Annotated in this window: 25 protein-coding genes and 1 other annotated feature; of the genes, 2 read left to right on the top strand and 23 right to left on the bottom strand. The window is 37.8% G+C overall.

Features of this window, described 5'->3' with window-relative positions:
* Window positions 1-15 precede the first annotated feature (15 nt).
* Window positions 16-1725, top strand: a complete 1710-nt coding sequence (locus JOC83_RS03185; RefSeq protein WP_205183633.1) for an Rqc2 family fibronectin-binding protein — start codon at window positions 16-18, stop codon at window positions 1723-1725.
* A 110-nt stretch (window positions 1726-1835) separates the two neighbouring features.
* Here JOC83_RS03185 and pyrE read toward each other — a convergent pair whose 3' ends face one another.
* The 21 genes from pyrE to JOC83_RS03080 all read right to left on the bottom strand — a co-directional run bounded on the left by pyrE (window position 1836) and on the right by JOC83_RS03080 (window position 22876).
* A complete protein-coding gene (pyrE, locus tag JOC83_RS03180; RefSeq protein ID WP_205184793.1) occupies window positions 1836-2474 on the bottom strand; it encodes an orotate phosphoribosyltransferase in 639 nt (212 codons plus the stop codon).
* 2 nt (window positions 2475-2476) lie between these two features.
* Window positions 2477-3199 (bottom strand): orotidine-5'-phosphate decarboxylase, encoded by a 723-nt coding sequence (gene pyrF, locus JOC83_RS03175; protein WP_205183631.1) that lies wholly within the window; start codon window positions 3197-3199, stop codon window positions 2477-2479.
* Window positions 3171-4112: a dihydroorotate dehydrogenase gene (locus JOC83_RS03170; protein ID WP_205183628.1), complete on the bottom strand. Its 942-nt coding sequence runs from the start codon at window positions 4110-4112 to the stop codon at window positions 3171-3173. Before JOC83_RS03170 ends, pyrF begins: the two co-directional genes overlap by 29 nt.
* Window positions 4109-4882, bottom strand: a complete 774-nt coding sequence (locus JOC83_RS03165) for a dihydroorotate dehydrogenase electron transfer subunit (RefSeq protein ID WP_205183617.1) — start codon at window positions 4880-4882, stop codon at window positions 4109-4111. The genes JOC83_RS03170 and JOC83_RS03165 overlap by 4 nt, the downstream gene beginning before the upstream one ends.
* On the bottom strand, window positions 4879-8091 hold the full coding sequence (gene carB, locus JOC83_RS03160) for a carbamoyl-phosphate synthase large subunit (RefSeq protein WP_205183615.1): 3213 nt from the start codon (window positions 8089-8091) through the stop codon (window positions 4879-4881). The genes JOC83_RS03165 and carB overlap by 4 nt, the downstream gene beginning before the upstream one ends.
* The gene (locus tag JOC83_RS03155; protein ID WP_205183606.1) at window positions 8091-9176 is read right to left on the bottom strand and encodes a carbamoyl phosphate synthase small subunit; all 1086 of its coding nucleotides are present in this window, start codon (window positions 9174-9176) and stop codon (window positions 8091-8093) included. The genes carB and JOC83_RS03155 overlap by 1 nt, the downstream gene beginning before the upstream one ends.
* Window positions 9173-10456: a dihydroorotase gene (locus JOC83_RS03150; RefSeq protein ID WP_205183586.1), complete on the bottom strand. Its 1284-nt coding sequence runs from the start codon at window positions 10454-10456 to the stop codon at window positions 9173-9175. Before JOC83_RS03150 ends, JOC83_RS03155 begins: the two co-directional genes overlap by 4 nt.
* Window positions 10419-11357: an aspartate carbamoyltransferase catalytic subunit gene (locus JOC83_RS03145; RefSeq protein WP_205183583.1), complete on the bottom strand. Its 939-nt coding sequence runs from the start codon at window positions 11355-11357 to the stop codon at window positions 10419-10421. Before JOC83_RS03145 ends, JOC83_RS03150 begins: the two co-directional genes overlap by 38 nt.
* 130 nt (window positions 11358-11487) lie before the next feature.
* Window positions 11488-12801: a solute carrier family 23 protein gene (locus JOC83_RS03140; RefSeq protein WP_205183580.1), complete on the bottom strand. Its 1314-nt coding sequence runs from the start codon at window positions 12799-12801 to the stop codon at window positions 11488-11490.
* Window positions 12802-12963: 162 nt separating this feature from the next.
* Window positions 12964-13506 carry a bifunctional pyr operon transcriptional regulator/uracil phosphoribosyltransferase PyrR gene (gene pyrR / locus JOC83_RS03135; RefSeq protein WP_205183577.1) on the bottom strand — a complete coding sequence of 181 codons (543 nt, stop codon included), beginning with the start codon at window positions 13504-13506 and terminating at the stop codon, window positions 12964-12966.
* A 208-nt stretch (window positions 13507-13714) separates the two neighbouring features.
* Entirely contained in the window at window positions 13715-14629 is a 915-nt protein-coding gene (locus tag JOC83_RS03130) for an RluA family pseudouridine synthase (RefSeq protein WP_205183574.1), read from the bottom strand.
* Window positions 14629-15093 (bottom strand): signal peptidase II, encoded by a 465-nt coding sequence (lspA, locus tag JOC83_RS03125; protein ID WP_205183571.1) that lies wholly within the window; start codon window positions 15091-15093, stop codon window positions 14629-14631. Before lspA ends, JOC83_RS03130 begins: the two co-directional genes overlap by 1 nt.
* Window positions 15094-15179: 86 nt before the next feature.
* Window positions 15180-15470: a conjugal transfer protein TraR gene (locus JOC83_RS03120; protein ID WP_205183568.1), complete on the bottom strand. Its 291-nt coding sequence runs from the start codon at window positions 15468-15470 to the stop codon at window positions 15180-15182.
* Window positions 15471-15675: 205 nt separating this feature from the next.
* Entirely contained in the window at window positions 15676-18444 is a 2769-nt protein-coding gene (gene ileS, locus JOC83_RS03115; RefSeq protein WP_205183565.1) for an isoleucine--tRNA ligase, read from the bottom strand.
* A gap of 87 nt (window positions 18445-18531) precedes the next feature.
* Window positions 18532-18775: a binding site (T-box leader), on the bottom strand.
* A 68-nt stretch (window positions 18776-18843) separates the two neighbouring features.
* The gene (locus JOC83_RS03110) at window positions 18844-19338 is read right to left on the bottom strand and encodes a DivIVA domain-containing protein (RefSeq protein WP_205183562.1); all 495 of its coding nucleotides are present in this window, start codon (window positions 19336-19338) and stop codon (window positions 18844-18846) included.
* Between the two features lie 81 nt (window positions 19339-19419).
* Window positions 19420-20193 (bottom strand): YlmH family RNA-binding protein, encoded by a 774-nt coding sequence (locus JOC83_RS03105; protein ID WP_205183559.1) that lies wholly within the window; start codon window positions 20191-20193, stop codon window positions 19420-19422.
* An 82-nt stretch (window positions 20194-20275) separates the two neighbouring features.
* On the bottom strand, window positions 20276-20545 hold the full coding sequence (locus tag JOC83_RS03100) for a YggT family protein (RefSeq protein ID WP_205183556.1): 270 nt from the start codon (window positions 20543-20545) through the stop codon (window positions 20276-20278).
* A gap of 6 nt (window positions 20546-20551) precedes the next feature.
* Window positions 20552-21004, bottom strand: a complete 453-nt coding sequence (locus JOC83_RS03095; RefSeq protein WP_205183553.1) for a cell division protein SepF — start codon at window positions 21002-21004, stop codon at window positions 20552-20554.
* 14 nt (window positions 21005-21018) lie between these two features.
* Window positions 21019-21702: a YggS family pyridoxal phosphate-dependent enzyme gene (locus JOC83_RS03090; RefSeq protein WP_205184790.1), complete on the bottom strand. Its 684-nt coding sequence runs from the start codon at window positions 21700-21702 to the stop codon at window positions 21019-21021.
* A 4-nt stretch (window positions 21703-21706) separates the two neighbouring features.
* A complete protein-coding gene (gene pgeF / locus JOC83_RS03085) occupies window positions 21707-22540 on the bottom strand; it encodes a peptidoglycan editing factor PgeF (RefSeq protein WP_205183550.1) in 834 nt (277 codons plus the stop codon).
* Window positions 22541-22621: 81 nt separating this feature from the next.
* A complete protein-coding gene (locus JOC83_RS03080) occupies window positions 22622-22876 on the bottom strand; it encodes a YlmC/YmxH family sporulation protein (RefSeq protein ID WP_205183547.1) in 255 nt (84 codons plus the stop codon).
* 219 nt (window positions 22877-23095) lie between these two features.
* On the opposite strand from JOC83_RS03080, the gene sigG reads away from it, so the two are divergent.
* Entirely contained in the window at window positions 23096-23965 is an 870-nt protein-coding gene (sigG, locus tag JOC83_RS03075; RefSeq protein ID WP_239583278.1) for an RNA polymerase sporulation sigma factor SigG, read from the top strand.
* Between the two features lie 38 nt (window positions 23966-24003).
* Here sigG and sigE read toward each other — a convergent pair whose 3' ends face one another.
* Together sigE and spoIIGA are read right to left on the bottom strand one after the other, a co-directional pair.
* Complete coding sequence (gene sigE, locus JOC83_RS03070; RefSeq protein ID WP_205183545.1) at window positions 24004-24723, bottom strand: RNA polymerase sporulation sigma factor SigE; 720 nt, start codon at window positions 24721-24723, stop codon at window positions 24004-24006.
* Window positions 24724-24803: 80 nt separating this feature from the next.
* Window positions 24804-25742: a sigma-E processing peptidase SpoIIGA gene (spoIIGA, locus tag JOC83_RS03065; RefSeq protein ID WP_239583277.1), complete on the bottom strand. Its 939-nt coding sequence runs from the start codon at window positions 25740-25742 to the stop codon at window positions 24804-24806.
* Window positions 25743-25864: the final 122 nt, after the last annotated feature.

The following is a 25864-nucleotide window of genomic DNA, read 5'->3' as shown; positions in this document are numbered from 1 at the left end:
GAGGATGTGAACAAAATGTCATTTGATGGAATTTTTACATATGCCATATTACAAGAATTAAAAGAAGGTTTAGAAAGCGCACGTATTTCAAAGATTCATCAGCCGTTTTCAAATGAGTTAATGTTACAAGTACGTACTAAAGGAGAAAATCGCAAATTATTCATTTCGGCTCACCCTAGCTACGCACGTGCTCACTTTACAACAGAATCCTATGAAAACCCTGCTGAACCACCAATGTTTTGTATGCTACTGCGCAAGCATTTAGAGGGAAATATTATTGAGAGTGTATATCAACTTGGATTAGATCGTGTAATTGTCATTGAAACAATTGGGCGTAATGAAATTGGAGATGTCACATCCAAACAACTCATCATTGAAATCATGGGTCGCCATAGTAACGTGATTTTAGTTGATAAAGATAAAAATATGATTATTGATAGTATTAAGCACATCCCGATGTCGTTAAATCGTCACCGTACATTGTTACCTGGTCATCCATATGTATTGCCTCCAAGTCAAGAAAAGGAAAATCCATTTACAGCAGATGAAGAAACGGTACTACGAAAGATGGATTTCTACGGTGGAAAGCTAGCAGATCAACTTGTTCAATCGTTTGAAGGACTATCTCCGCTTTTAACAAGAGAAATTGTTCATCAAGCAGGACTGGCTAATCGCTCGACATTACCAACAGCATTTGTAAACGTAATGAAGGAGATTCAACATCATCAATTTCAGCCTTCTATTACAACTGTTGGCACTAAAGAGTACTTCTATATACTCCCACTCACTCACTTAGACGGTGAGACAAAAAGCTTTCCTAGTATTAGCCTACTGCTAGATCGCTACTATTATGGAAAAGCAGAACGAGACAGAGTAAAACAACAGGCCAATGATCTTCTTCAATTCATGAGCAACGAAAGAAAGAAGAATGAAAAGAAAATCACAAAGCTTGAAAAAACATTAACCGATGCTGAGAACGCTTCGAAGTATCAACTATACGGTGAATTATTAACAGCACATATGCACATGATTCAAAAAGGTGATGCTGAAATCGAAGTCATTAATTATTATGATGAAGAAGGTGGAAAAGTAACAATTCCGTTAGATCCACAAAAAACACCTTCTTTAAATGCACAAAGCTATTTTAACAAATATCAAAAAGCAAAAAACTCGGTTTCATTTGTGCTTGATCAGATTGAGAAAGCAAAAGAAGAAATTCGTTATTTCGAAACGCTCATTCAACAAATGGAAACTGCTTCTCATAAAGATATTGCAGAAATTCGCGAAGAGTTAATGGAAGAAGGTTATTTGAAGAATAAGCAAGGAAAACAAACGAAGAAACAAAAGAAGCAAACACCAACCGTAGAACAATATACAGCAAGTGATGGGACAGCGATATTAGTGGGCAAAAATAATAAGCAAAATGAATATTTAACAAATCGACTTGCTGCAAGAGATGACATTTGGCTTCATACAAAAGACATCCCAGGTTCACACGTCGTTATTCGCGATAGTAATCCGTCTGAAGAAACGATTCTTGAAGCAGCAAATCTTGCCGCCTACTTCAGCAAAGCACAAAATTCTAGCTCTGTACCGGTCGATTTTACTAAAATTCGTCACGTCAAAAAGCCTACTGGTTCAAAACCTGGCTTTGTCACCTACGATAACCAACAAACCGTCTATGTTACACCAAGCGAAGAGCTTACGCTTCAATTAAGAAGATAAACATCTAAGCTCCCCTGCCATACGATCTGATTATTTGATTAGACTTTACAGGCAGGAGTCTTAGTGAGCTAAATGAAATGGAGTGTTTTCACCATTTCATTTAGCTTTTTTTATACTTCTTCTTTCATCCATTGTTCAGAGCGAGGGTTTGCTCGCCATTTCAACAGTTTTTCAATTTCTTTTTGTTCAATAGCATTCTCTTCAACCGCTACCTCAATTAATGTAGAATAGTCACTTAGCGAAAACACTTTAACGTTTTCTCTTTTAAATAATTCAGTTGCTGCCTCTAGTTCGTATGTAAAGATGGATACAACACCAGCTACCTCACATCCTGCATCTTGAAGGGCTTCAACAGCTGTCATCACACTTCCACCTGTTGAAATTAAGTCTTCAACAACGACAACCTTTTGGCCCTTTTCTACTTTTCCTTCAATTTGATTCCCTCTGCCGTGTTCTTTTGCTTTACTGCGTACATAACACATTGGCAGTTCAAGGCCTTCGCTTACCCATGCCGCATGTGGAATACCCGCCGTTGCTGTTCCTGCAATAACGTTCACTTCATTAAAATACGTGCGAATTAAATGCTGTAATCCTTTTGCAATTTCCTTACGTACTTCCGGATAAGAAAGTGTTAATCGATTATCACAATAAATAGGAGACTTAATACCTGAAGCCCATGTGAAGGGCTCATTTGGTTGTAAGGTAACTGCCTTAATATCAATTAACTGCTTTGCAATCTCTTTTTTTATATTCATGATGTAACACCCTCCTCATTCCATTGTAATAACATGTCTTTATATACTTTTAATGGCTCCGCTGATCGCGTGATGGATCGACCAACCACAATTGCACTTGAACCCTTTTCTTTTGCAACCTTTGGAGTTGCTACACGTATTTGATCATCCATACTATCTGTTTCTAATCGAATGCCTGGTGTGACGGTTAAGAAGGAATCGCCTATTTTTTTGCGAATACGAGGAACTTCATGTGTTGAACATACAACCCCATCTAACCCACTTTTCTTGGCAAGAGATGCGTAGTGAGTAACAACGTTCTCCATCGGTTGAAGCACAAGTTGCTCCTCATGTAGCATCGTATCTGATGTACTTGTGAGCTGCGTAACCGCAATACAATGTGGACGCTTCATTCCACTTTGTGTTCCAGCATCTAACCCTTCAATCGCAGCTTCCATCATTTGTGTGCCACCTAGGGCATGAACATTTACAAGATCAACACCATACGATGCAAGTGACTTCATTCCTTGCTTTACTGTATTTGGGATATCATGAAGCTTTAAATCTAAAAAAATTTGATGCTCGTGTTCTTTTAAGAACGATAAGATAGAAGGCCCCTCTTTATAAAACAACTCCATTCCTACCTTTACAAATAAACGTTCACGTTCAAATTTACTTAGAAACGTTTGAACCTCTTGCTTCGTTGAAAAGTCAAGAGCAATGATAAGCGGCTTGTTCACGACTCTTCCAGCTCCTTCCTACACAGTCTGATACATGCTCAAATCCATGGGATTGTAATAATGACGGTAACTCTTCAATAATTGTTGGACATACATATGGATCAACAAAGTTAGCTGTTCCTACTGCAACTGCGCTTGCTCCTGCATATAGAAATTCAAGTACGTCTTCCGCATTAGTCACTCCGCCCATGCCAATGATTGGAATATTCACTTTTTGACTCACCTCATACACCATACGAATCGCAACTGGCTTAATCGCTGGACCCGACAAGCCACCTGTACCGTTTGCTAAAATCGGTTGAGCTGTCCGAAGATCTAGTCTCATGCCAAGTAACGTGTTTATCATGGTCAATCCATCCGCACCCGCTTGCTCAATGGCCTGTGCCATCGTGACTATGTTTGATACATTAGGTGATAATTTCACATAGACAGGAACACTTGATACCTCTTTTACTTTTCTCGTTAAGTTTGCTGCAATGCTTGGATCTACACCAAATGCAATTCCACCTTCTTTGACATTTGGACATGAAATGTTCAACTCTAGTGCTTTCACATTACCTACACGTGAAATCTGCTCTGCAACATGAACATATTCTTCAACGGAAGCTCCTGCTACGTTTGCAATAATTGGCACATCATATTGCTGAAGCCAAGCTAACTCTTCATCAATTACTTTATTTAACCCTGGATTTTGAAGTCCTATTGCATTTAACATTCCTGAAGATGTTTCTGCTACACGTGGAGTTGGGTTTCCAAACCTAGAATCTGCCGTTGTTGCTTTAATCATAATTGCACCTAATTCATCTAATGAATACAAATTGGCATATTCTCTACCAAACCCAAAGCACCCGGATGCTGGCATAATTGGATTTTTTAATGAAAGTCCCGGCAACTGAACTTCTAGTAGACTCATAGTAAAACCTCCCCTGCTGCAAACACTGGACCATCCGTACAAACTTTTTTATATGCATTGGATACTTCGTCTACTCGACATACACAAGCAAAACATGCACCAATCCCACACCCCATTCTCTCTTCTAAAGAGATAAATAAAGGCTTTTCTGTATACGTGTCTTGAAGTGCCTTTAACATCGGTGTAGGTCCACATGAAAACAGCGCGTCATATTCAAGGCTGAATTGATCAATGACCGTTGTGACAAAGCCTTTTGTTCCATATGTTCCATCCACTGTTGCAATAAATGTTTCACCAAGAGTTTTAAATTTTTCTTCATAAAATACGTCTTTTACTGATTGAAAACCTAGTACGTGAACGACATTTATTCCTTTTTCTTTTAACCTTTTAGATAGTTCATAGAGAGGAGGCACACCAATGCCTCCGCCTACAAGTAGAGCTGTTTCTCCTTCTTTTAGCTCATCAACAGAAAATCCATTTCCAAGTGGACCTAATACGTCTACAAACTCACCAGGTGTTTTTTCCGCTAATCGTTTCGTTCCCATTCCTTCTGCTCGATAAATCATCGTAAACTGATATTCTTCTGGATTAATCGAAGCGATACTAATCGGTCTTCGTAATGTTGGAAGATAATCATCGCTTATACGGAGATGAACAAACTGACCAGGTTCGTTCATCTCACGTACGCGCTCCCCTTTTAGTGTTAATTCGTACACGTTATGAGTTAATTGTTTTTGTTCAACAACTTCCATCATTTCATTTTTTCTCATACATACGCCACCTCGCGCGTTGAAATTGCTTTTCTCATTGGAGATGTATGAAATCCAATTGTTTCTAACACACGTAAGATGGCAATGGCTGTATCTAAAGATGTTAAACAAGGTACACCATTTTCTACCGCTTCACGACGGATTCGGAATCCATCTCTTGCTGGTTGCTTTCCTTTTGTGAGGGTGTTAATGACAAGCTGTGCTTCACCTTTTCGAATTACATCTAGCAAGTTTTTATCATCGCTATCGATTTTGTTCACTACTTTTACAGCAATACCTTCTTGCTCAAATGTTGCTGCCGTTCCTTCTGTGGCTAAAATTTGATACCCAATTGCTGCAAAGCGTTTCGCAATTGAAATGGCTTCTTCTTTATCTTTATTTGCCACTGTCATTAACACAGATCCATATGGTTTAATCGACATTCCCGAAGCAATTAGCCCTTTATATAACGCTTTTTCATAGGTTGTATCTTGCCCCATTACTTCACCTGTTGATTTCATTTCTGGTCCTAAGGTAATGTCTACTCTTCTTAACTTAGCAAATGAGAAGACAGGAACCTTTACATACACACCTTCTTCTTCTGGATGAATACCCGTTTCGTAGTCAAGTTCTTTTAGACTTGTTCCTAAGATCACTTTCGTTGCTAAATTTGCCATTGGAATACGTGTAATTTTACTTAAGAATGGAACCGTACGACTTGAACGTGGATTGACTTCAAGCACATATACTTCACCTTTACATAGAACGAATTGAATGTTTAGTAAGCCAACAATTTTCAAGCCTTTTGCAATTCGAATTGTGTAATCAACAATTTGATCCTTTACTTCTTGTGATAATGTTTGTGGTGGATACACAGCAATTGAGTCACCTGAGTGAACGCCTGCTCTCTCTACATGCTCCATAATTCCAGGAATTAAGACCGTTTCTCCATCTGAAATGGCATCCACTTCAATTTCTTTTCCTGTTAAATAGCGATCAATTAAAACAGGATGATCTGCATGTACCTTTACTGCGTGTTCCATGTAATGAAGAAGCTCTTCTTGCTTATAGACAATTTCCATTGCGCGTCCACCAAGTACATAAGATGGGCGAACAAGTACTGGATAACCGATTTCCTCTGCTACTTCAATCGCACCTTGTACCGTTGTAACAGTTTTACCTAACGGTTGTGGTATTTGTAATCGAGATAAGGTTGCTTCAAATTTTTTACGATCTTCTGCTGCATCCAAACTTTCAAGCGATGTTCCTAAAATTTTTACACCACGTGCTTCTAATTCCTCTGCTAGGTTAATAGCCGTTTGACCACCAAACTGCACAACAACACCAATTGGCTTCTCTAAGTCGACCACGTGCATCACATCTTCAATTGTCAATGGTTCAAAATACAATTTGTCAGAGATACTAAAATCCGTTGATACCGTTTCTGGATTGTTGTTAATAATAATAGCTTCATATCCTGCTTCTTTAATAGCCCACACAGAATGAACCGTTGCATAATCAAACTCTACACCTTGCCCGATACGAATTGGTCCTGAACCTAATACAAGTACACTTTGTTTTTCTGTTACAATCGATTCGTTCTCTGTTTCAAACGTTCCATAGAAATACGGAGTTGTCGATTCAAATTCTGCTGCACACGTGTCTACCGTTTTATATACAGGCATGAGCTGATTGTCTTTTCTAAAGTTGTAAACCGCTAACTCTGTTTCGTTCCAAAGCTTGGCGATAGCACTATCAGCAAATCCTAACTCTTTTGCTTCTTTTAGTACTTCTATGTTCCACTTACTTTCTTTGATACGTTGCTCAAAGGCAATGATTTTTTCTAGCTTCACTAAGAAGAACAAGTCGATTTTACTCCACTCATGAATATCTTCAATCGTTACTCCTCGGCGCAATGCTTCTGCGATATAAAATAGTCGCTCATCTCCAGCTTTACGGATTCGCTTTTCAATGAGTGCACGATCAAATGATGATCCATCTTTTAATTCTAGGTGATAAATATTCGACTCTAGTGAACGAACAGCTTTTAGCAATGACTCTTCAAAGGTACGACCAATGGCCATTACTTCACCTGTTGCCTTCATTTGTGTACCTAATTTACGATTTGCAGATTCAAACTTGTCAAATGGCCAGCGTGGGATTTTTGTTACGATATAATCAAGCGCTGGTTCAAAGCAAGCATAAGTTTTTCCTGTGACAGGGTTCATCATCTCATCTAATGTTAAACCGACTGCTATCTTCGCTGCTAATTTAGCAATTGGATAACCCGTTGCTTTTGATGCAAGTGCTGATGAGCGACTTACACGTGGATTTACTTCAATGATATAGTACTGAAAACTTTCTGGATCAAGCGCTAATTGAACGTTACATCCTCCTTCAATTTGTAATGCACGAATGATTTTCAATGATGCGTTACGAAGAAGCTGATATTCTCTGTCGCTTAACGTTTGACTAGGAGCTACTACAATAGAATCTCCTGTATGAATACCTACTGGATCGAAATTTTCCATGTTACATACAACGATGGCATTATCGTTACGATCACGCATCACTTCATACTCAATTTCTTTAAACCCTGCAATACTTTTTTCAAGAAGACATTGTGTAACAGGACTCTGTTTTAATCCACTCATTACAATCTCTACTAGTTCTTTTTCATTGTCGCAAATTCCACCACCTGTTCCACCAAGCGTGTACGCTGGACGCACGATAACTGGATAACCAACTACCTTTACAAACGAAAGAGCTTCTTCTAAGTTATGGATGATTTCACTTGCCGGTACAGGCTCTCCTAACTCATGCATTAAGGAACGGAATAGCTCACGATCTTCAGCTTGTTCAATTGCTGATAATTTTGTTCCTAAAATTTCAACCCCAACCTCGTCTAGAATCCCTTCTTTTGCAAGCTCAACTGCTAAGTTAAGACCTGTTTGACCACCTAGAGTTGGAAGGAGTGCATCAGGGCGCTCTTTTCGAATGATTGAACTTACAAATTCAACTGTTAACGGCTCAATGTATACTTTGTCTGCAATCTCTGAATCTGTCATAATTGTGGCAGGATTTGAGTTTACAAGGATAACTTTGTACCCTTCTTCTTTTAAAGCTAGGCACGCTTGAGTACCTGCATAATCAAATTCTGCTGCTTGCCCAATGACGATTGGACCTGAACCAATCACTAAAATCGTTTCGATATCTGTACGTTTTGACATTAGAAATTCCCCACTTTCTGTTGTTGTTTCATAAGCTCAATAAACTGATCGAAAAGACCATTTGCATCTTCTGGTCCAGGTGATGCTTCAGGGTGATATTGAACAGTAAAAGCCGGATACTCCGTATGTTTTAACCCTTCAATCGTCTCGTCATTTAATGCAATGTGCGTAACTTGTAGCTTTGTTCCTTCTAATGATGGTCCACAAACGGTATAACCATGATTTTGAGAGGTAAGCGCTACTTTATTTGTTTGAAGATCTTTTACTGGGTGATTTGAACCTCGATGACCAAACTTCATTTTCTCTGTGTCAGCACCACATGCTAGTGCAAATAATTGATGTCCTAAGCAGATGCCGAAAAGCGGTATTTTCCCAACGATGTTTTGAATCATTGTAATTGCTTCAGGTACGTCTTTTGGATCTCCAGGTCCGTTGCTCAGCATGATGCCATCTGGATTCATTTGGAGAATTTCGTCTGCCGTAATGTTATATGGAACAACCATTACATCGCAGTTACGCTTTGTTAATTCACGCAAAATCCCATGCTTCATACCAAAATCAACAAGCACTACTTTTTGACCTCTTCCTGGACTTGGATATGGGCGAACAGTTGATACTTTTTGAACAGAATCTGTTGGTAATTCATGTTGCTTTAAAGAGCGGACTACTTCTTCTACATCTACATCCATTCCACAAATCTTTCCTCGTAACGTTCCATATTGGCGGATTTTTCTCGTCAACATTCGTGTATCAATTCCTGATAAACCTGGAATATTTTTTTGTTTTAAAAACTCATCGACTGTTAAATCACTTCTAAAGTTAGATGGCATGTCACATACTTCTTTCACGATCAAACCATGAACAGAAGGTTCAATTGATTCAAAGTCATCTCGGTTAATTCCATAGTTTCCGATAAGTGGATATGTAAGTGTCACAATTTGGCCACAGTATGATGGATCTGATAAAATCTCTTGGTAACCAGTCATTCCCGTATTAAATACAACTTCACCAATCATTTCTTTTTCACTACCAAAGCGTTGCCCAATAAATGTTGTACCATCTTCTAAAATTAGTTGACTCTTCATGCTTCCACTCTCTCCTTTTCCCATACGCATTTTCCTTCAACAAATGTCATAACTGGCCACCCTTTACACAGCCATCCACCAAACGGTGTATTTTTTCCTTTTGAAGCGAATGTTGCTGGATTAATTGTTGCTTCTTCGTTAAGATCAATGATTGTTAAATCTGCTGCTTTCCCAACTTCAATGGTTCCATATGGCAAGCTAAACGTAGTAGACGGTTTGGTTGTCATAAAGTGAACAAGTTGTTCTAGCGTCATTAACTCCTTTTGAACGAAGTGTGTATATAATAATGGAAATGCTGTTTCCAGCCCTACAATTCCAAATGGTGCAAGTTCCATTCCTTCTGCTTTTTCCTCCGCTGTATGCGGCGCATGATCAGTTGCGATAAAATCAATTGTTCCGTCTAACAGAGCTTCAATTAATGCTTGTTTATCTTCATAACTTCTTAAAGGTGGATTCATTTTATAATTAGCATCGACAGCCGGAATGTCATCTTCACAAAGTAATAAATGATGAGGTGTTACTTCTGCCGTGACATGAATACCCGCTTTTTTTGCATCTCGAATGACTCGAACAGATTCTTTTGTACTAACGTGGCATACATGGTAGTGGCAGTTTGCTGCTTCTGCTAACAATACATCTCGTGCAATTTGAACTGCTTCACAAATGGAGGGAATGCCATTTAAATTGTTTCTTTTTGAAAACTCCCCTTCATGTACACATCCTTTGTTGATGAGTTCGTTATCTTCGCAATGAGCAACAATGGTCATATTCAATGAAGCAGCTTTTTTCATCGCTTCATACATCATGCTAGTTGACTGAACACCTACTCCATCATCCGTATAAGCAAACGCTCCTTCTTGTTTTAACTCTTCAAAGTTTGTTAGTTCCTTGCCTAGCTGACGTGTTGTAATGGATGCGTATGGTAACACTCGAACATGTGCGGTTTCGTTAATCTTTTCGTTTAGCCATTGTAGCTGTTCTTTTGAATCAGGAACCGGCCTTGTGTTTGGCATGGCAGCAATCGTCGTAAATCCTCCTTTTGCTGCAGCGAGTGTTCCAGTTTCAATCGTTTCTTTCTTTTCCCCACCCGGCTCTCGAAGGTGCACATGCAAGTCAACCAATCCAGGAGAAATAAACTTTCCTTTTACATCAATCACTTCTTCACCATTTACTTCAATACTTTCGCTTATTTTCGTAATGATGCCCTCTTCAATTTTGATCTCGACCTTTTCAATTTTTCCTTCATTTAGCCATGTGCCATTTTTGATGATAGTTGTCATGTGTCATACCCCTTTCTACTGATTGTAATGAGCGTGCTAATACGGCCATGCGAACAAATACACCATTTTTCATTTGTTTAAATATTCTTGAGCGGTTGCATTCTACGAGCTCATCTGCAATCTCTACTCCTCTATTCACTGGAGCTGGATGCATAATAATACTGCCTTTTTTCATCCGCTTCTCGCGTTCAATTGTTAGCCCATATTTTTCATGATACGTATTGTTTAAAGAGTGAGGCGCTTCATTGTGCCTTTCTAATTGAATGCGCAGCAACATCACAACATCCGCTATCTCAATAGCCTCATCCATTTCTACATAGTGACCACAGATGTTTGAATGATCTTGCCATTCTTTTGGGCCAGATAGATAAACATTTGCTCCTAACTTTGTTAACATTTCTGCATTTGATTTTGCTACACGGCTATGTCGTAAATCTCCAATGATTGCAACGTTAAGTCCATTAAAGCTGCCAAACTCTTGGCGAATGGTCATTAAATCTAATAAACATTGTGTAGGGTGCTGTCCACAGCCATCTCCTGCATTGATAATTGGAATGGATACTTCATGCTGAAGTTTTTTATAGTACTCATCTTCTGGATGACGAATAACAACTGATTGAACCCCAATTGCTGCAAGCGTCTCAATAGTGTCATATAAGGTTTCACCCTTTTGTACACTTGACGTCATCACTTCAAAAGGGATGATCTGTAACCCTAGCTTATGTTGTGCCATCTCAAAGCTACATCTCGTTCGTGTGCTTGCTTCAAAAAACAAGTTTGATACAAACATACTGTTTGACGGCTTCCAAATCATTTGCCCCTTTTCATACATTGTTGCATCATCTAAAATTTGCAAAAGCTCACGCTGATCTAAATCAGAAACTGTTAATAGATGCTTCACATGAATCCCTCCATTTATTAAAAAACACCCTATCCATGTGGCGGAAAGGGTGTAAGAAAGTAAGCTATTCCTAAAATAGCCGTTTCATACACCTTTTGATGCCTCTCTGGACTTCGTTTAAAAGGTGTGATTATGAAATTTTTTGGTGAGTTGTTTTTTCATTGCTTTCATGAACGATTTGCTCTTCTTGCTGCTCTTTTGGAAGCACAAGATTCAAGATAACTCCTACAATCGCAGCTAACGCCATACCATCAAGCTCAATTTGTTCCGATAACTCAACAACCGCTCCGCCAACTCCGAGAACTAAGATGATCGATGCGATAACTAAGTTTCGTTTCTCTCCTAAATCAACTTGTGATTCAATCATCATTCTTAAACCGGATGATGCGATAATCCCAAACAATAAGATGGATACTCCGCCCATCACTGGTGAAGGTACCGTTGAAATTAATGCTGTAATCTTTCCGACAAACCCAAACATAATGGCAATTACTGCTGCTCCTCCGATTACAAACACACTGAACACTCTCGTAATGGCTAGAACACCTATGTTTTCTCCATATGTTGTATTAGGTGGTCCACCAATTAGTGCTGCTAACATGGTTGCAACTCCATCCCCCATGACGGTACGGTGAAGGCCTGGCTTTTCAATAAAATCTCTATCTACTACTTTATTTAGAACAAATAAGTGACCAATGTGTTCTGAAAGAGTGACAATCGCGACCGGTACCATGATTAACACGATTCCCCATGAGAAAGATGGTGTGTACGTAACAAATGGTACATAAAACTCTGGCATCTGAAACCACGCTGCTTCTTTTACTGGTGTTAAATCAACCAATCCTTGTGTATAAGCAAATCCATATCCTCCAACAATCCCTATTAACACTGGAATCAATCCAATAAATCCTTTAAAGAAGATCGAGCACATAATGGTAATTCCTAATGTCACAAGCGCAACAAGTAAATGCGTTGTGCTATGATGCCCATCAGCATCATTCATGGCCATATTAACTGCGACGTTTGCCAAGCTTAGTCCGATGACGATAATAACTGGACCCACAACAATCGGTGGTAGTAGTTTCATTACCCACTTGATTCCTGTTTTTCTAATCACAAGTGCGACTACACCGTATACCAATCCTGCTAAAAAGCATCCGAGCATCGCCCCTTCAGGTCCTGCCGCTGCTTTTGCCGCAATAATTGGAGCAATGAAAGCAAATGAAGAACCTAAGTAAGCAGGTACTTGCCCTTTTGTGATGAGAAGAAATGCAAGTGTTCCAACTCCACTGGATACAAGAGCAATCGCAGGACTTAACCCTACTAGAAACGGAACTAATATTGTTGCACCAAACATAGCAAACAAATGTTGGATGCTTAGCGTTAACCAACTTACTGGATTTGGTACATCATGTATATCTAACACCATCTTTTTTTGATTCATCTTTTTTCCTCCTCTACAAACTAAAAAACCTCTTTACACCGTGAGGAATAAAGAGGTTTTCGCATACAGTAAACACACTACACCTACAGACGAGTAGTATTTACGGTATCGTTACCCCCTTTTGCAGCCTCACGGGACTGCGAATTAAAAGGGAATTTCTATTTAATTTTCAAAAATAGCCACTTGATCTTTCTCATCTACTTCGTTTAGTTGGACAACAATTTTCTCTGTTTTAGCAGTCGGAATATTTTTCCCAACGTAATCTGCTCGTATTGGTAATTCCCGATGACCACGGTCCACTAACACAGCTAATTGAATGCTTGCAGGTCTACCTAAATCTATTAAAGCATCTAATCCTGCTCGAACCGTGCGACCTGTGTACAAAACATCATCCACAAGAATGACCTTTTGATTTGTAATGTCACAAGGTAGATCTGAGCCCTTGACCAATGGTTCTTCATTGTTGGTCACTTTTGTTAAATCATCTCGATAAAGGGTAATATCAATTTCTCCTACAGGAAGGGTTTTTCCTTCAATCTGTTCGATTCGTGCTGCTAATCTGCTTGCTATATAAATACCCCTTGTTTTAATACCGACTAGTACACAATTTTCAATTCCTTTATTCTTTTCAATGATTTCATGAGCAATTCGCGTTAACGCTCGACGAATCGCTTGTTCGTCTAGGACCGTTGCTTTGACTTCCATCTGTATCACCTCTTGTGTCGTTTAATGACAGTAAAAAATCCTCTGCACCATGAAAGATGAGAGGATTTTGCATACACAAATAACTAGTTAGATAAGGATAGAAATCGCCTTATTCTGACTATATACCGTTTCCTTCTCAGCCTCACGGGACTGTTTTTAAAGGTTCCTTATTAAGCTATTTAGAGTATGCCATTATATGATTCATTTGTCAACTTCTTTTCTCTAATAAATCTAACATGTCTTCAAGCTCTTGTGGAATTGGTGCTTCAAATTCCATGTATTCTCCTGAGCGAGGGTGAACAAATCCTAATACTCCTGCATGTAATGCTTGTCCTTCAATGGGTAACGTCTTCTTTGGTCCATATTTCGGATCACCAGCTAATGGATAACCGATGTATTTCATATGAACACGGATTTGATGTGTACGCCCTGTTTCAAGCTGGCACTCCACCCATGTAAAATCTTTAAATCGTTTTAGCACATTAAAGTGAGTTACTGCGTCACGTCCATTTTCGTCTGTAACCGTCATGCTTTGACGATCGCTTTTATCACGGCCAATTGGTGCATCGATTGTTCCATGATCATGGCTAATAACACCATGTACGATTGCTTTATACCTTCTTGTGACGGTTTTTTCAACAAGTTGACTAACCAATGATTCGTGAGCCATATCATTTTTTGCAACCATTAATAAGCCAGAGGTATCTTTATCAATTCGATGAACAATACCAGGACGAAGCACACCGTTAATTCCCGATAGGTCTTTACAATGAGCCATTAATCCATTAACAAGCGTTCCGCTATAATGCCCTGGAGCAGGATGAACAACCATTCCTTTTGGCTTATTAACAACTAATACATCACTGTCTTCATAATAGATCTCTAAATTCATGTCTTCTGCTATCACATCAAGCTCTTCTGGTGCTGGAATTTCTACAGTAATGGTATCTTCTACCTTACATTTATAGTTTCCTTTTACCACCTTGTCATTTACTTTCACATGACTATCTTTGATCCATTGTTGCACTTGTGAGCGAGACCACTCCTCATTGATAGTAGATAAAAATTTATCAATACGCTCATTTTTATGTTCCTCATTTACTACTAACTGCATAACTTCCATTAACCGTTCTCCTTTTGTGTTTTTCCTTCAAATAACGTTAAGATAAACATCAATGCAACTCCAATTACAAGAGCCGAATCAGCTACATTAAAGATTGGAAAGTCGTAAGAGAAAATATATGTATTAACAAAGTCAACGACTTCTTTGCGAAATACACGATCAATAAAATTCCCAATCGCCCCACCAAGCATTAATCCTAACGCAATCCCAAACCACTTTTCTTCTACCTTTAGCTTTTGAATATAAACGATAAGACCAATTACAACTACCACTGTAATAATATAAAAGAACCACATTTGTCCTTGAAGAATTCCCCAAGCCGCTCCTCGATTACGGTGTGATGTAATATAAAGAAAGTTCTCAATAACAGGAATACTATCTCCCAATTCCATTTGCTTGACAACAACCCACTTTGTCACTTGATCCAATAAAATGACAAATAACGCAATGATATAATAAAGCAAAATCGTTTCCTCCCGACATAAAATGAAAACACTCTATTCTAAAGCATTTTAGCACATATTATGTCTTTTTTTAAGCTCGTTCTCAATTAGTACCGCAAAACAAACAAATCTTCTTCTGTGCGAGCAGTGGGAATAACCTTTAGCTTTTCAATTGGCATTCGTTCACCTGTTAATTCATCAATACCAAAAACACCAAATTCTAGCTTTGTTAATGCACGCTCAACATCTCGTAAGTCTGCTTTAATCGTTTCCATTAAATATCGCTCTTTGTCGGTTTGAATCATTAGTGAATCTGGATTGTACCTCATCAATCGATTTTCTAATTCTTCTTTCACAATTACTAGCTCTTGCTCGATGGGAAGATAATAATCATACATAGATAAATACCTCCTTGTGCAGTAACATTTAGGATATTTTATATTGGTTATATTGTTACCTGTACGCTACTGAAGTCACAACACAACTTTTTCCTTCCTCTCTAAACGTTGCTCTACACAAGTTGCCAATTTCGTGCAAAAGAAAAAAGGCGACTTAAACGTACCATGACGTTTAAGCCACCCTTTTCTTTTTCAAGGTATTCAATTAACCTACATAGTTTTCTTTTACTACCTGTGCACAACGTGTACATAACGTCGCATGGTCTGAATCACTACCTACTGTTGGTGATACTGTCCAACAACGTTCACATTTATCACCTTCAGCCACCGATACAACAATTGCTACTTTTTCAAATGCTTGTGCTTGCGCAGGAGCGGTTGATAAATCACCTGCTACCTCGAAGTCAGATACAATAAACAATTGCTTGACATTTTCTTGAATGCTATCAAGTAATGCTTTTGTTTCCGCATTTGGATACATTGTAATTTTAGCTTCTAACGATTTTCCAATGACTTTTTCATTACGTGCCGCTTCAAGAGCTTTTAACACATCATCACGTAGCTCCATAAATGCATCCCACTTCTTCTCTAATTCATCAGCACCTTCAATTTGTTGAGCTTCTGGCATATCAACAAGTTGAACACTCTCTTCTGTTACACCTGAAATATGAGCCCATACTTCATCAGCTGTATGTGATAAGATTGGGGATACTAATTTTGTTAGTGCTAATAATGTCTCATAAAGGACGGTTTGAATGCTACGACGCTCTACGTTATTTGCTGATTCGATATATAACACATCTTTTGCAAAATCAAGATAGAAGGAACTCATATCGATTGTACAGAAGTTGTGGATTGCATGATAAATAGCTGCAAATTCATATGTTTCATAAGAATTTCTTACTTTTGATACTAACTTGTTTAATTTCACTAGCATGTAACGGTCTACTTCACGTAACTCACTCATTGAAACCGCATCTGTCTGATGATTATAGTCAGCTAGGTTTCCTAATAAGAAACGGAACGTATTACGGATTTTACGATACACTTCTGCTACTTGTTTTAAAATGTTATCAGATACACGTACATCTGCTTGATAGTCAACAGACGCTACCCATAGACGTAAAATATCTGCTCCTAGTTGGTTCATTACTTTAGATGGTAAGACAACATTTCCAAGTGATTTACTCATTTTACGACCTTCACCATCTAATGCGAATCCGTGACTTAACACACCTTTATACGGAGCTTTACCTGTTACGGCAACACTTGTCGATAATGAAGAATTGAACCAACCACGATATTGGTCAGACCCTTCTAGATATAAATCAGCCGGACGCTGTAAATCTTCACGCTCTTCTAACACGGCTTGATGTGAAGAACCTGAATCAAACCACACATCCATAATATCTGTTTCTTTTGTAAAATGGCCATTTGGGCTACCTTCGTGTGTAAAGCCTTCAGGAAGTAGATCCTTCGCTTCACGCTCGAACCAGATGTTTGAACCGTGCTCTCTGAATAAGTTGGAAACATGTTCAATCGTTTCATCTGTAATAATTGGCTCATCATTTTCTGCATAGAATACTGGAATCGGTACTCCCCATGCACGTTGACGAGAAATACACCAGTCACCACGGTCACGAACCATGTTATAAAGACGAGTCTCTCCCCAAGCTGGTACCCACTTTGTTTCTTCAACCGCTTGTAATAACTCCTTACGGAAGTCTTTAATAGATGCAAACCATTGCGCCGTTGCACGGAAGATCGTCGGTTTTTTCGTACGCCAATCATGTGGGTATGAATGTGTAATGAAGTTAAGCTTTAATAATGCACCATTTTCCTGGAGCTTTTCAGTAATTGGCTTATTGGCTTCATCATAGAACAAGCCAGCAAACCCTTCTGCTTCTTCTGTCATATAACCTTTTGCATCAACAGGACATAAAACATCTAAACCATATTTTTGACCAATGATAAAATCGTCTTCACCATGACCTGGAGCCGTGTGTACACAACCAGTTCCAGCATCTGTTGTTACGTGGTCTCCTAACATAACAAGTGAATCACGGCCATAGATTGGATGTTGTGCCATCACATGTTCTAGTTCTGAACCTTTATGTGTACGAATAACTTCATACTCATCCCATTCAATTGCTTTAGCAACTGTCTCAACAAGCTCAGAAGCTACAACAAACTTTTCGCCGTTCGCTGCTACTACGCTATACTGTAAATCTGCATGTACAGCAATCCCTAAGTTCGCAGGGATGGTCCAAGGAGTTGTTGTCCAGATAATAATTTTTTCATCTTGATTTAATACACCTTTTCCATCTTTCACTGGGAACGCTACGTAAATAGAAGCTGAACGCTTATCATAATATTCAATTTCAGCTTCTGCTAAAGCAGACTCACTTGAAGGAGACCAATATACTGGCTTTAATCCTTTATAGATGTATCCTTGCTTTGCCATTTCACCAAATACTTTAATTTGCTGAGCTTCGTATTCTGGCTTTAAAGTCACGTATGGGTTTTCCCAATCACCACGAACACCTAGTCGCTTAAATTGCTCACGTTGATTTTCAATTTGTTCCCATGCATACTGCTCACAAAGTTTACGGAACTCTGCTACACTCATTTCTTTACGGTTTACTTTTTTATTTTTTGTTAACGCTGTTTCAATCGGTAATCCATGTGTATCCCATCCTGGAACATATGGTGCACAGTATCCCGTCATTGATTTATAACGAACAATAAAGTCTTTTAACACTTTGTTAAGTGCATGCCCCATATGAATATCGCCATTTGCATAAGGTGGGCCATCATGTAAAACAAATAAAGGACGATCCTTTGTATGCTCTTGTACTTTTTCATAAATATTCATATCTGCCCACTTTTGTTGCATTTGTGGCTCACGATTTGGAAGGTTTCCACGCATCGGAAACTCTGTTTTTGGCATTAATAACGTATCTTTATACTCCATTTCTTCAACCTCCATAAAACGTTAAACGAAAGATTTTTTACAAGGAAAAGCTGTTTCAAGGCAATAAAAAAAGACCTTCTCATCCCAAAAAGGGACGAGAAGGTCTCCCGCGGTACCACCCTTGTAGACTTTTTATGCTCTCTATAAATAGGAGAGGAAAGGAAAAGTCCTCTTGCATATTCGTAACGTGAATAAATCGCCAATGTCTACTATTAATTCGACACGGTACTCCAGGGTGATTTTCGCTTCTTTTTTTATATCGAGCTCTCACCGTCCTCGATTCGCTTAGATAAAAAATCAAAGAAACTACTGTCCCTTTCCTCGTAATTAACGTATAAAATATAATCTGTTATCAAATTATATGCTAATCGTTACAAAGAAGTCAAGACGATGTCAAAACTACTCTACTTTTTGCTCCTCTAACTTCATTTCATATTCCATTAGATGATCCCAATCATCAGCATTGAGCATTTCAAGTTGTGCTTCAACTAGCATTCTAAAGCGCGTACGGAATACTTTTGACTGCTTCTTAAGTTCTTCAATATCAATGGCAATTTTACGTGATTTTGATAGCGATTCATTAATGATACGATCAGCATTTTTTTCTGCTTCTTTTACAATAAGTTTCGCTTCTTTACCTGCATTGCGCTTCACTTCTTCTGCAGCTTCTTGAGCGATTAAGATAGACTTATTTAACGTATCTTCAATATTAGCAAAGTGACTTAATCGTTCTGTTAGTTCATGTACTCTTGTTTCAAGTTCTTTCTTTTCACGAATGACTAGCTCATAATCTTTAATAACTTGATCTAAAAATTCATTTACTTCATCTTCGTCATATCCTCGGAACCCGCGATTAAATTCCTTATTATGAATATCTAAAGGGGTTAAAGGCATAATAGCCACCTCCACGTTGTCTCAATCTCAATAGTAATGATAGATTCGACATTTTTTTATAAAATCCTTCTAAAAACAAAATTATTTTTGTTTCCCTACAACAATTCGCCATTTATCTTTTTTTGTTTTACCATCAATCGATACAATCTTACTTCTTCCATGTCCTCTTAGTGAGAGCATATCATCTACTTTACATTCAAAAGAAGGTTGCTCAATGGTTTTCCAATTCACCTTCACTAAATTATGTTCGATCATCGCTTGTATTTTCTGACGTGAAACATTATACACATTAGACAAAATAACATCCAAACGCATTGATGACACAGTATATGCTTGTTCTATCATTTCTTCATGCACTTCAATGAGCTGCTCTTTCATAATGCTCTTAAGCTGTACTTTTGCTTTTCCAATGGATTGCAAGTTAGCTTGAACATACGAAGCTGTCTCACTCGCTACAATGATTTGAACTTGTTCATTTTCGACAATAATATCGCCAAATTTCGAACGAATCAAGCCAAGAGACATAAGTGAACCTAATATTTGAGGATGCTCAATGGTGACGAACTTCTTAGGATAGTCAACCTCAAATAGCGCAATTTGAAAGTCTTTTTCCTCATGTACATAATAGTCTGGAAAAATAAGCGCTCTTTTTCGTTCAGAAGAGGGTAAGCCACCATAAAATGCAATTTTCACATCATGATCTGTCCCAATAATTGCAGAAGCAATTTGCTGTTCACGTGGATCTAAAAAATCAGTCAGCTTAGGACTATATTGATGTGTTACCTCCTCTTTCCACTCAAGAACGTGATCGATAAATGTATGTTCTTCTGGGCGGAAATGTTGATAAATTGACATAATCATTCTCCATTACTTATAAATAAATATGTAAAAAGGGGCTGTCCCAACAGAGGCGATTTCCCCCTTTTGAAACACCCTCTTACACAAGACCTAACATTCGGAATAAAGAAACAAGGCCTGTCTGAGCAAATCGTAAAACAAAGATTGCCACAATTGGTGAAATATCAATCATTCCAAGTGGTGGAATAATTTTTCTAAATTGCTCCAAATAAGGCTCACATATCTTCCCTAACATAACACCAAATTTTGATTCCCGCAAATTTGGTACCCATGATAATAAAATATAGATAATGAGCGCCCATGAATAAATTTCAATAAGCCTCAAAAGTAAAAACAACACAAATGTCATGAACAATTACCACCTCTTTATATTTATTGATTCTTCATCAGTCATCATACTTGATATTTTACCTGTTACATCCACATTATCTGGTGTGCATAAAAAGATATCCACACCAATTTTTTGAATATCTCCGCCTAGTGCATAAACAGTTCCACTTAAGAAATCAACAATTCGAACTCCTTGATCTCGAGAAATGCTTTGCAAATTGACAACAACAGCTTTGCGGTTTTTTAGATGATCTGTAATCTCTTGCGCTTCTGCATATTCTCTTGGTTCATATACAACCATCTTTGTTGATTTCTGAACACTTTGTAAACTAATGATATTTTGTTGCTTCGTCTGTGGTTGTTTTGACTGTTTTACAGTAGACACTTCCTCTTCTTCAATAGCTTCTTCTTGTTCCTCTACGTATTCTTGCTCGTCATCTAAAGCAAAAAAGCTTCTGAAACGATTTTTGAATGTCATAAATCGCCACCTCCTTACTCTTCATTTCCTACAAGAATGGTTCCTAAACGAACAAATGTTGCACCTTCTTCAATTGCAATTCTATAATCATTTGACATTCCCATTGATAGTTCCGAGCACGGGCAATTTGGTAGAGACAAAGCTTGTACACGCTGTTTTAAGTTACGTAACGTCTTAAAACACTGACGTAATGTATGCTCATCATCAACATGCGGGGCCATAGTCATGAGTCCTACCACCTCGATATTTGTAAATGATTGAAGACTTTCAACAAATGGAATAACCTCTTCTTCACTCATTCCATGCTTAGAGTCCTCTTTCGATACATTCACTTGAATGAAACATTTTACTTTTTTTGTTGCACGCTTATCAATTTCTTTCGCTAAAGAAAGTCGGTCTAATGAATGAATGTAATCAACCTTTTCAATAATGTTTTTAACTTTTCTAGACTGAAGCGTTCCAATAAAATGCCACGCTACTTCTCCATTAATTGCAGATTGTTTCTCAACTATTCCCTCATCACGGTTTTCACCCAGGTGTATAATTCCTGCATCTACTGCTTCTTGAGCCCTAGTAGTAGAAACATATTTCGTAACAGCAATAATACGGACTTCATCAGGATTGCGCTCTACTAGGTTACATGCTTCATTCATTTCATGCTGAATATGCTTTAAATTGTGTAATACTGTTGCCACTATGTACTCAATCCTCCCTAAAGCCAATATAACTTAACATACGACCTGTTTGACCTTTATCTCTTCGATGTGAGAAGAATAATTCTTCATGACAGCTTGTACAGTAAGAAGAAGTGATGATGTTTTCTGTTGGGACACCTGCTTTTTGAATTAAAAGTTTATTTACTTCTTTTAAGTCTAACGCATATTGTCCCTCGCTCACAATTTGATACGAAACTGCACTATCTTCGTACCCAAGAACGTGGCGAACTTCTTCTATGACTCGATCATCTACAACATAACAGCAATCTCCAATAGAGGGACCAATCGCTACAAAAATTTCTTTAGCAAGCACGTTTTCTTCATGTACCCACTTGCGAATCATATTCCCTGCAATATCCTTTACCGTTCCCTTCCAGCCTGCATGCGCTAATCCAATTAATGATTGGTTAGGTACAAAGAAATAAAGAGGGACACAATCTGCAAAGCATAAGGATAATAGCAGATTAGGTTCGTTTGTATAAATGCCATCTGTTGCTTGAACACCATCTTTGTATTCGTATACTCCCTTTTCCACATCTCGGGTCGTTACTTTTACAATCTTATTCTCATGAACTTGTTCGGCACAAATCCATTGAGAAAGAGACATGTTCAAATTATCCGACACGATTTGCCTATTTTGAATGACCTTTTCTTTTTCGTCATTCACATGGAGACCTAAATTTAGTGATGCAAAAGGATGATGGCTCACTCCTCCATTTTTTGTAGTAAAACCTACAATCAAATCTTTACTTTCTTCCGTCCACTTTTGGAGTGTCATTGTTGATTCATGTTCATTTAGTTGAAAAATATCAGGATTCATGTACGTATGCACATCCTTGTTCTATCAGTTGTTCTGCAAATATTGTACCACACTTACACAAAACCTGTTGACAAAATTGTATTATTTCTGTTCATATTCATACGTTTCCTTATAACGAACTAATATCACATCCGCCCCAATCTTTACGATGTTTTGCCAAGGAATGACAACATCTTCATCTTTTCCAAAGAACCCAAGCATTCTTGAGCTATTAATAATGACTGCTTCAATTTTTCCTGTATTTAAATTGATGTCAATATCGCCTATATTACCAAGCTTCTTTCCATCTGCTACATTTACTACATCTTTCGTTTGAAAATCTGAGATCTTAATCATTTGCTGTCCCTCCATCTTTTCCCCTCTACTTTATGTATATTTATCACCTTCGTTATTCATGAAGAGATTATCAAGACAATTTTTTAGAACTGCCACCTTAACTATTTTTTTTAGAGCTTTTAAAAAAGAAAAGAGTCTTAAAACGCAAGACAAACTCCCCTCATTCTGTAAGGTTTCGCCTGTTATTAACAAACGTTTTAACGCGAAAATGGAAATGATATGGTTTCCCGTCTTTTTTACATATGCATATTTTTTCCTCCGAAGGAGATACTGAACTCTGAACATCATCTCCTGTTAGGAGGGAAAGAATTGACAAGAAACAAAGTAGAGATTTGTGGAGTAGATACTTCAAAACTTCCTGTATTAAAAAATGATGAAATGCGTAAGCTTTTTACGCAAATGCAAGCTGGAGATGTATCAGCTAGAGAGAAGCTTGTAAATGGAAATCTACGCTTAGTTTTAAGTGTGATTCAACGTTTTAACAATCGCGGAGAGTTTGTAGATGACTTATTTCAAGTAGGTTGCATTGGCCTTATGAAGTCAATCGATAATTTCGATTTGAGTCAAAATGTAAAATTCTCTACGTATGCCGTACCAATGATTATTGGTGAAATTAGAAGATACTTACGGGATAATAATCCCATCCGCGTATCACGTTCCTTGCGTGATATTGCTTATAAAGCCTTGCAAGTAAGAGAACGATTAATGAGTGAAACGTCAAAAGAACCATCAGCCGAAGAAATTTCAAAAGTGTTAGACGTTCCACATGAAGAAATTGTTTTTGCACTTGACGCCATCCAAGACCCAGTGTCTCTATTTGAACCCATTTACAATGATGGTGGCGATCCAATTTATGTAATGGATCAACTTAGTGATGAACGTAATAGGGATTCACAATGGGTTGAAGAATTGGCGTTAAAAGAAGGTATGCGGAGATTAAATGAGCGGGAAAAGCTCATTTTACGCAAAAGGTTTTTTCAAGGTAAAACACAAATGGAAGTGGCTGAAGAAATTGGGATTTCACAAGCCCAAGTATCACGTCTTGAAAAAGCAGCTATTAAACAAATGAATAAAAATATTCAAAGCTAATAAATAAAACATGGGATTACAATCCCATGTTTTATTTATTAAACCATTTTATTAAATTCTTTTCTTAACCTTTTAATGATTCTTTTTTCTAACCTAGAGATATAAGACTGTGAAATACCTAGCATGTCCGCTACATCTTTTTGCGTTTTTTCTTCTCCACCACTTAAACCAAATCTAAGTTCCATGATTTGCTTTTCTCGATCATTCAATTGATGTAATGCCTTGAGTAACAATTTCCGATCAACATTTGCTTCTAAGTCTTTTGTTATAATATCTTCTTCTGTTCCAAGTACATCCGATAATAGTAATTCATTTCCATCCCAATCAATATTTAATGGTTCATCAAATGATACTTCAGAGCGTATCTTATTATTGCGGCGCAAATACATTAAGATTTCATTTTCGATACACCGAGACGCGTACGTAGCAAGCTTTATTTTCTTTTCTGGATTAAATGTATTAACAGCTTTAATCAAACCAATTGTCCCGATGCTTATTAAGTCTTCAATATTAATCCCTGTATTCTCGAACTTTCTTGCAATATACACAACAAGCCGAAGATTACGTTCAATTAATAAGGACCGAGCAGCTTCATCACCAGTTGGAAGTTTTTTTAATAAAACTTCTTCTTCTTCTTTCGTTAAAGGAGGAGGCAGTGCTTCGCTGCCACCAATGTAATACACTTCATCAGATTTGAAGCCGAGCTTCATTAAAATTTTATACCAAAGCAGTTGCAATCGAATTCGATATGTAGACATATATACTCCTCCTTCTAAAATATACTGTTATGAGTAAAAGTGCATACACACCTATACTCTAAGTTTCAACCTTCTTACTTTTATGAAGCTGAGTATACCTCACCTGTCACCATTACCTTCGGATGAACAATACATTGATACTGATTTTCTGCTGATAGCTGAGTGTGGCTAATTCCAATGAGGACCTTTTGAATGTGAATACTGTCAGTTTGGCGTTCAACTTTTACCTTATCAGGCTTAATGGCTAATAATAGTTGGTTAGCGTGTCCTACACTCCGATAAGGTACAAAACGAATCTTCGAATACCATTCATTATCAATTTCTTGATTATGAGAAAACGATTGAACATTTTTGCTCATTTCTAATATTGATGCTGGTAAAATATCTTTAACAGAATCCGCTGTCATAATCATCACTGGGGTTTTTGTTAGGGGGTCTACCAATTGATTGCCACTGTCGATTAAACCGATTAATGAAATCACTTCTTTGTTTAAAGTAATTTCTACTTTCACGAGTTGGTCAAATGTAATATTTTTCATACGTAAGTCATCAATACGGTACTTTGAAAAGTAAGCAAGAATTGGAAAACCTATAACAACAAAGAGCCAACTAACTGGATCACCGAAACTTGCTGTCGTACTTGTAACAACGCCCTCAAATGACAGGAACTGATCTTCAAATAAGAAGTGCATTCCCATTAATCCACCGCCTACAACGAACGTAGCAAAATAAAAAGTTAAAGCATTTTCTAAAAAGAAACGTAAGCGCTTGTAGCCAAATGTGGTAAGAACCATTAAGATAGAGAACAGAATTTTCACAAAGGGATGCAACATGATAGATGAAAAAGGAGTAAACATTAACAACACAATTAACGAACCAATAAAAGCACCTAAACCTAATCGCCACCACTTGAACGACCGCTTCAAAATCGTTCCGCATAGCATAAGTAAAATTGCATCTAAACCAAAATTCAGTAGCCATATAACATCAAGGTAAACGGGCAAAGTTATACTCTCCATTCCTCCTTAATTTTTCCTGTTAAAAGTTAGTATATAGTACATCCTATGAAGATGTCTGTCAGTTCATGCTGATAAACAAAAAGAAGTTTTGAAGAAACAATCCGATTTTTGTCAAATTAAGG

The sequence above is a fragment of the Priestia iocasae genome, from assembly GCF_016909075.1.
GTDB classification, from domain to species: Bacteria; Bacillota; Bacilli; order Bacillales; family Bacillaceae_H; genus Priestia; species Priestia iocasae.
This window is presented reverse-complemented; position numbering and strand designations above follow the sequence as displayed.

Bases quoted from the DNA above. Each gene is read 5' to 3' on its own strand.
- JOC83_RS03185 (WP_205183633.1), top strand. From the start codon at position 16: ATGTCATTTGATGGAATTTTTACATATGCCATATTACAAGAATTAAAA.
- JOC83_RS03170 (WP_205183628.1), bottom strand. From the start codon at position 4,112: ATGAGTCTACTAGAAGTTCAGTTGCCGGGACTTTCATTAAAAAATCCA.
- JOC83_RS03165 (WP_205183617.1), bottom strand. From the start codon at position 4,882: ATGAGAAAAAATGAAATGATGGAAGTTGTTGAACAAAAACAATTAACT.
- carB (WP_205183615.1), bottom strand. From the start codon at position 8,091: ATGTCAAAACGTACAGATATCGAAACGATTTTAGTGATTGGTTCAGGT.
- JOC83_RS03155 (WP_205183606.1), bottom strand. From the start codon at position 9,176: ATGAAGAGTCAACTAATTTTAGAAGATGGTACAACATTTATTGGGCAA.
- JOC83_RS03150 (WP_205183586.1), bottom strand. From the start codon at position 10,456: ATGACAACTATCATCAAAAATGGCACATGGCTAAATGAAGGAAAAATT.
- JOC83_RS03140 (WP_205183580.1), bottom strand. From the start codon at position 12,801: ATGAATCAAAAAAAGATGGTGTTAGATATACATGATGTACCAAATCCA.
- pyrR (WP_205183577.1), bottom strand. From the start codon at position 13,506: ATGGAAGTCAAAGCAACGGTCCTAGACGAACAAGCGATTCGTCGAGCG.
- JOC83_RS03130 (WP_205183574.1), bottom strand. From the start codon at position 14,629: ATGGAAGTTATGCAGTTAGTAGTAAATGAGGAACATAAAAATGAGCGT.
- JOC83_RS03120 (WP_205183568.1), bottom strand. From the start codon at position 15,470: ATGTATGATTATTATCTTCCCATCGAGCAAGAGCTAGTAATTGTGAAA.
- ileS (WP_205183565.1), bottom strand. From the start codon at position 18,444: ATGGAGTATAAAGATACGTTATTAATGCCAAAAACAGAGTTTCCGATG.
- JOC83_RS03110 (WP_205183562.1), bottom strand. From the start codon at position 19,338: ATGCCTTTAACCCCTTTAGATATTCATAATAAGGAATTTAATCGCGGG.
- JOC83_RS03105 (WP_205183559.1), bottom strand. From the start codon at position 20,193: ATGTCAATTTATCAACATTTCCGCCCAGAAGAACATACATTTATCGAT.
- JOC83_RS03100 (WP_205183556.1), bottom strand. From the start codon at position 20,545: ATGACATTTGTGTTGTTTTTACTTTTGAGGCTTATTGAAATTTATTCA.
- JOC83_RS03095 (WP_205183553.1), bottom strand. From the start codon at position 21,004: ATGACATTCAAAAATCGTTTCAGAAGCTTTTTTGCTTTAGATGACGAG.
- pgeF (WP_205183550.1), bottom strand. From the start codon at position 22,540: ATGAATCCTGATATTTTTCAACTAAATGAACATGAATCAACAATGACA.
- JOC83_RS03080 (WP_205183547.1), bottom strand. From the start codon at position 22,876: ATGATTAAGATCTCAGATTTTCAAACGAAAGATGTAGTAAATGTAGCA.
- sigG (WP_239583278.1), top strand. From the start codon at position 23,096: ATGGTTTCCCGTCTTTTTTACATATGCATATTTTTTCCTCCGAAGGAG.
- sigE (WP_205183545.1), bottom strand. From the start codon at position 24,723: ATGTCTACATATCGAATTCGATTGCAACTGCTTTGGTATAAAATTTTA.
- spoIIGA (WP_239583277.1), bottom strand. From the start codon at position 25,742: ATGGAGAGTATAACTTTGCCCGTTTACCTTGATGTTATATGGCTACTG.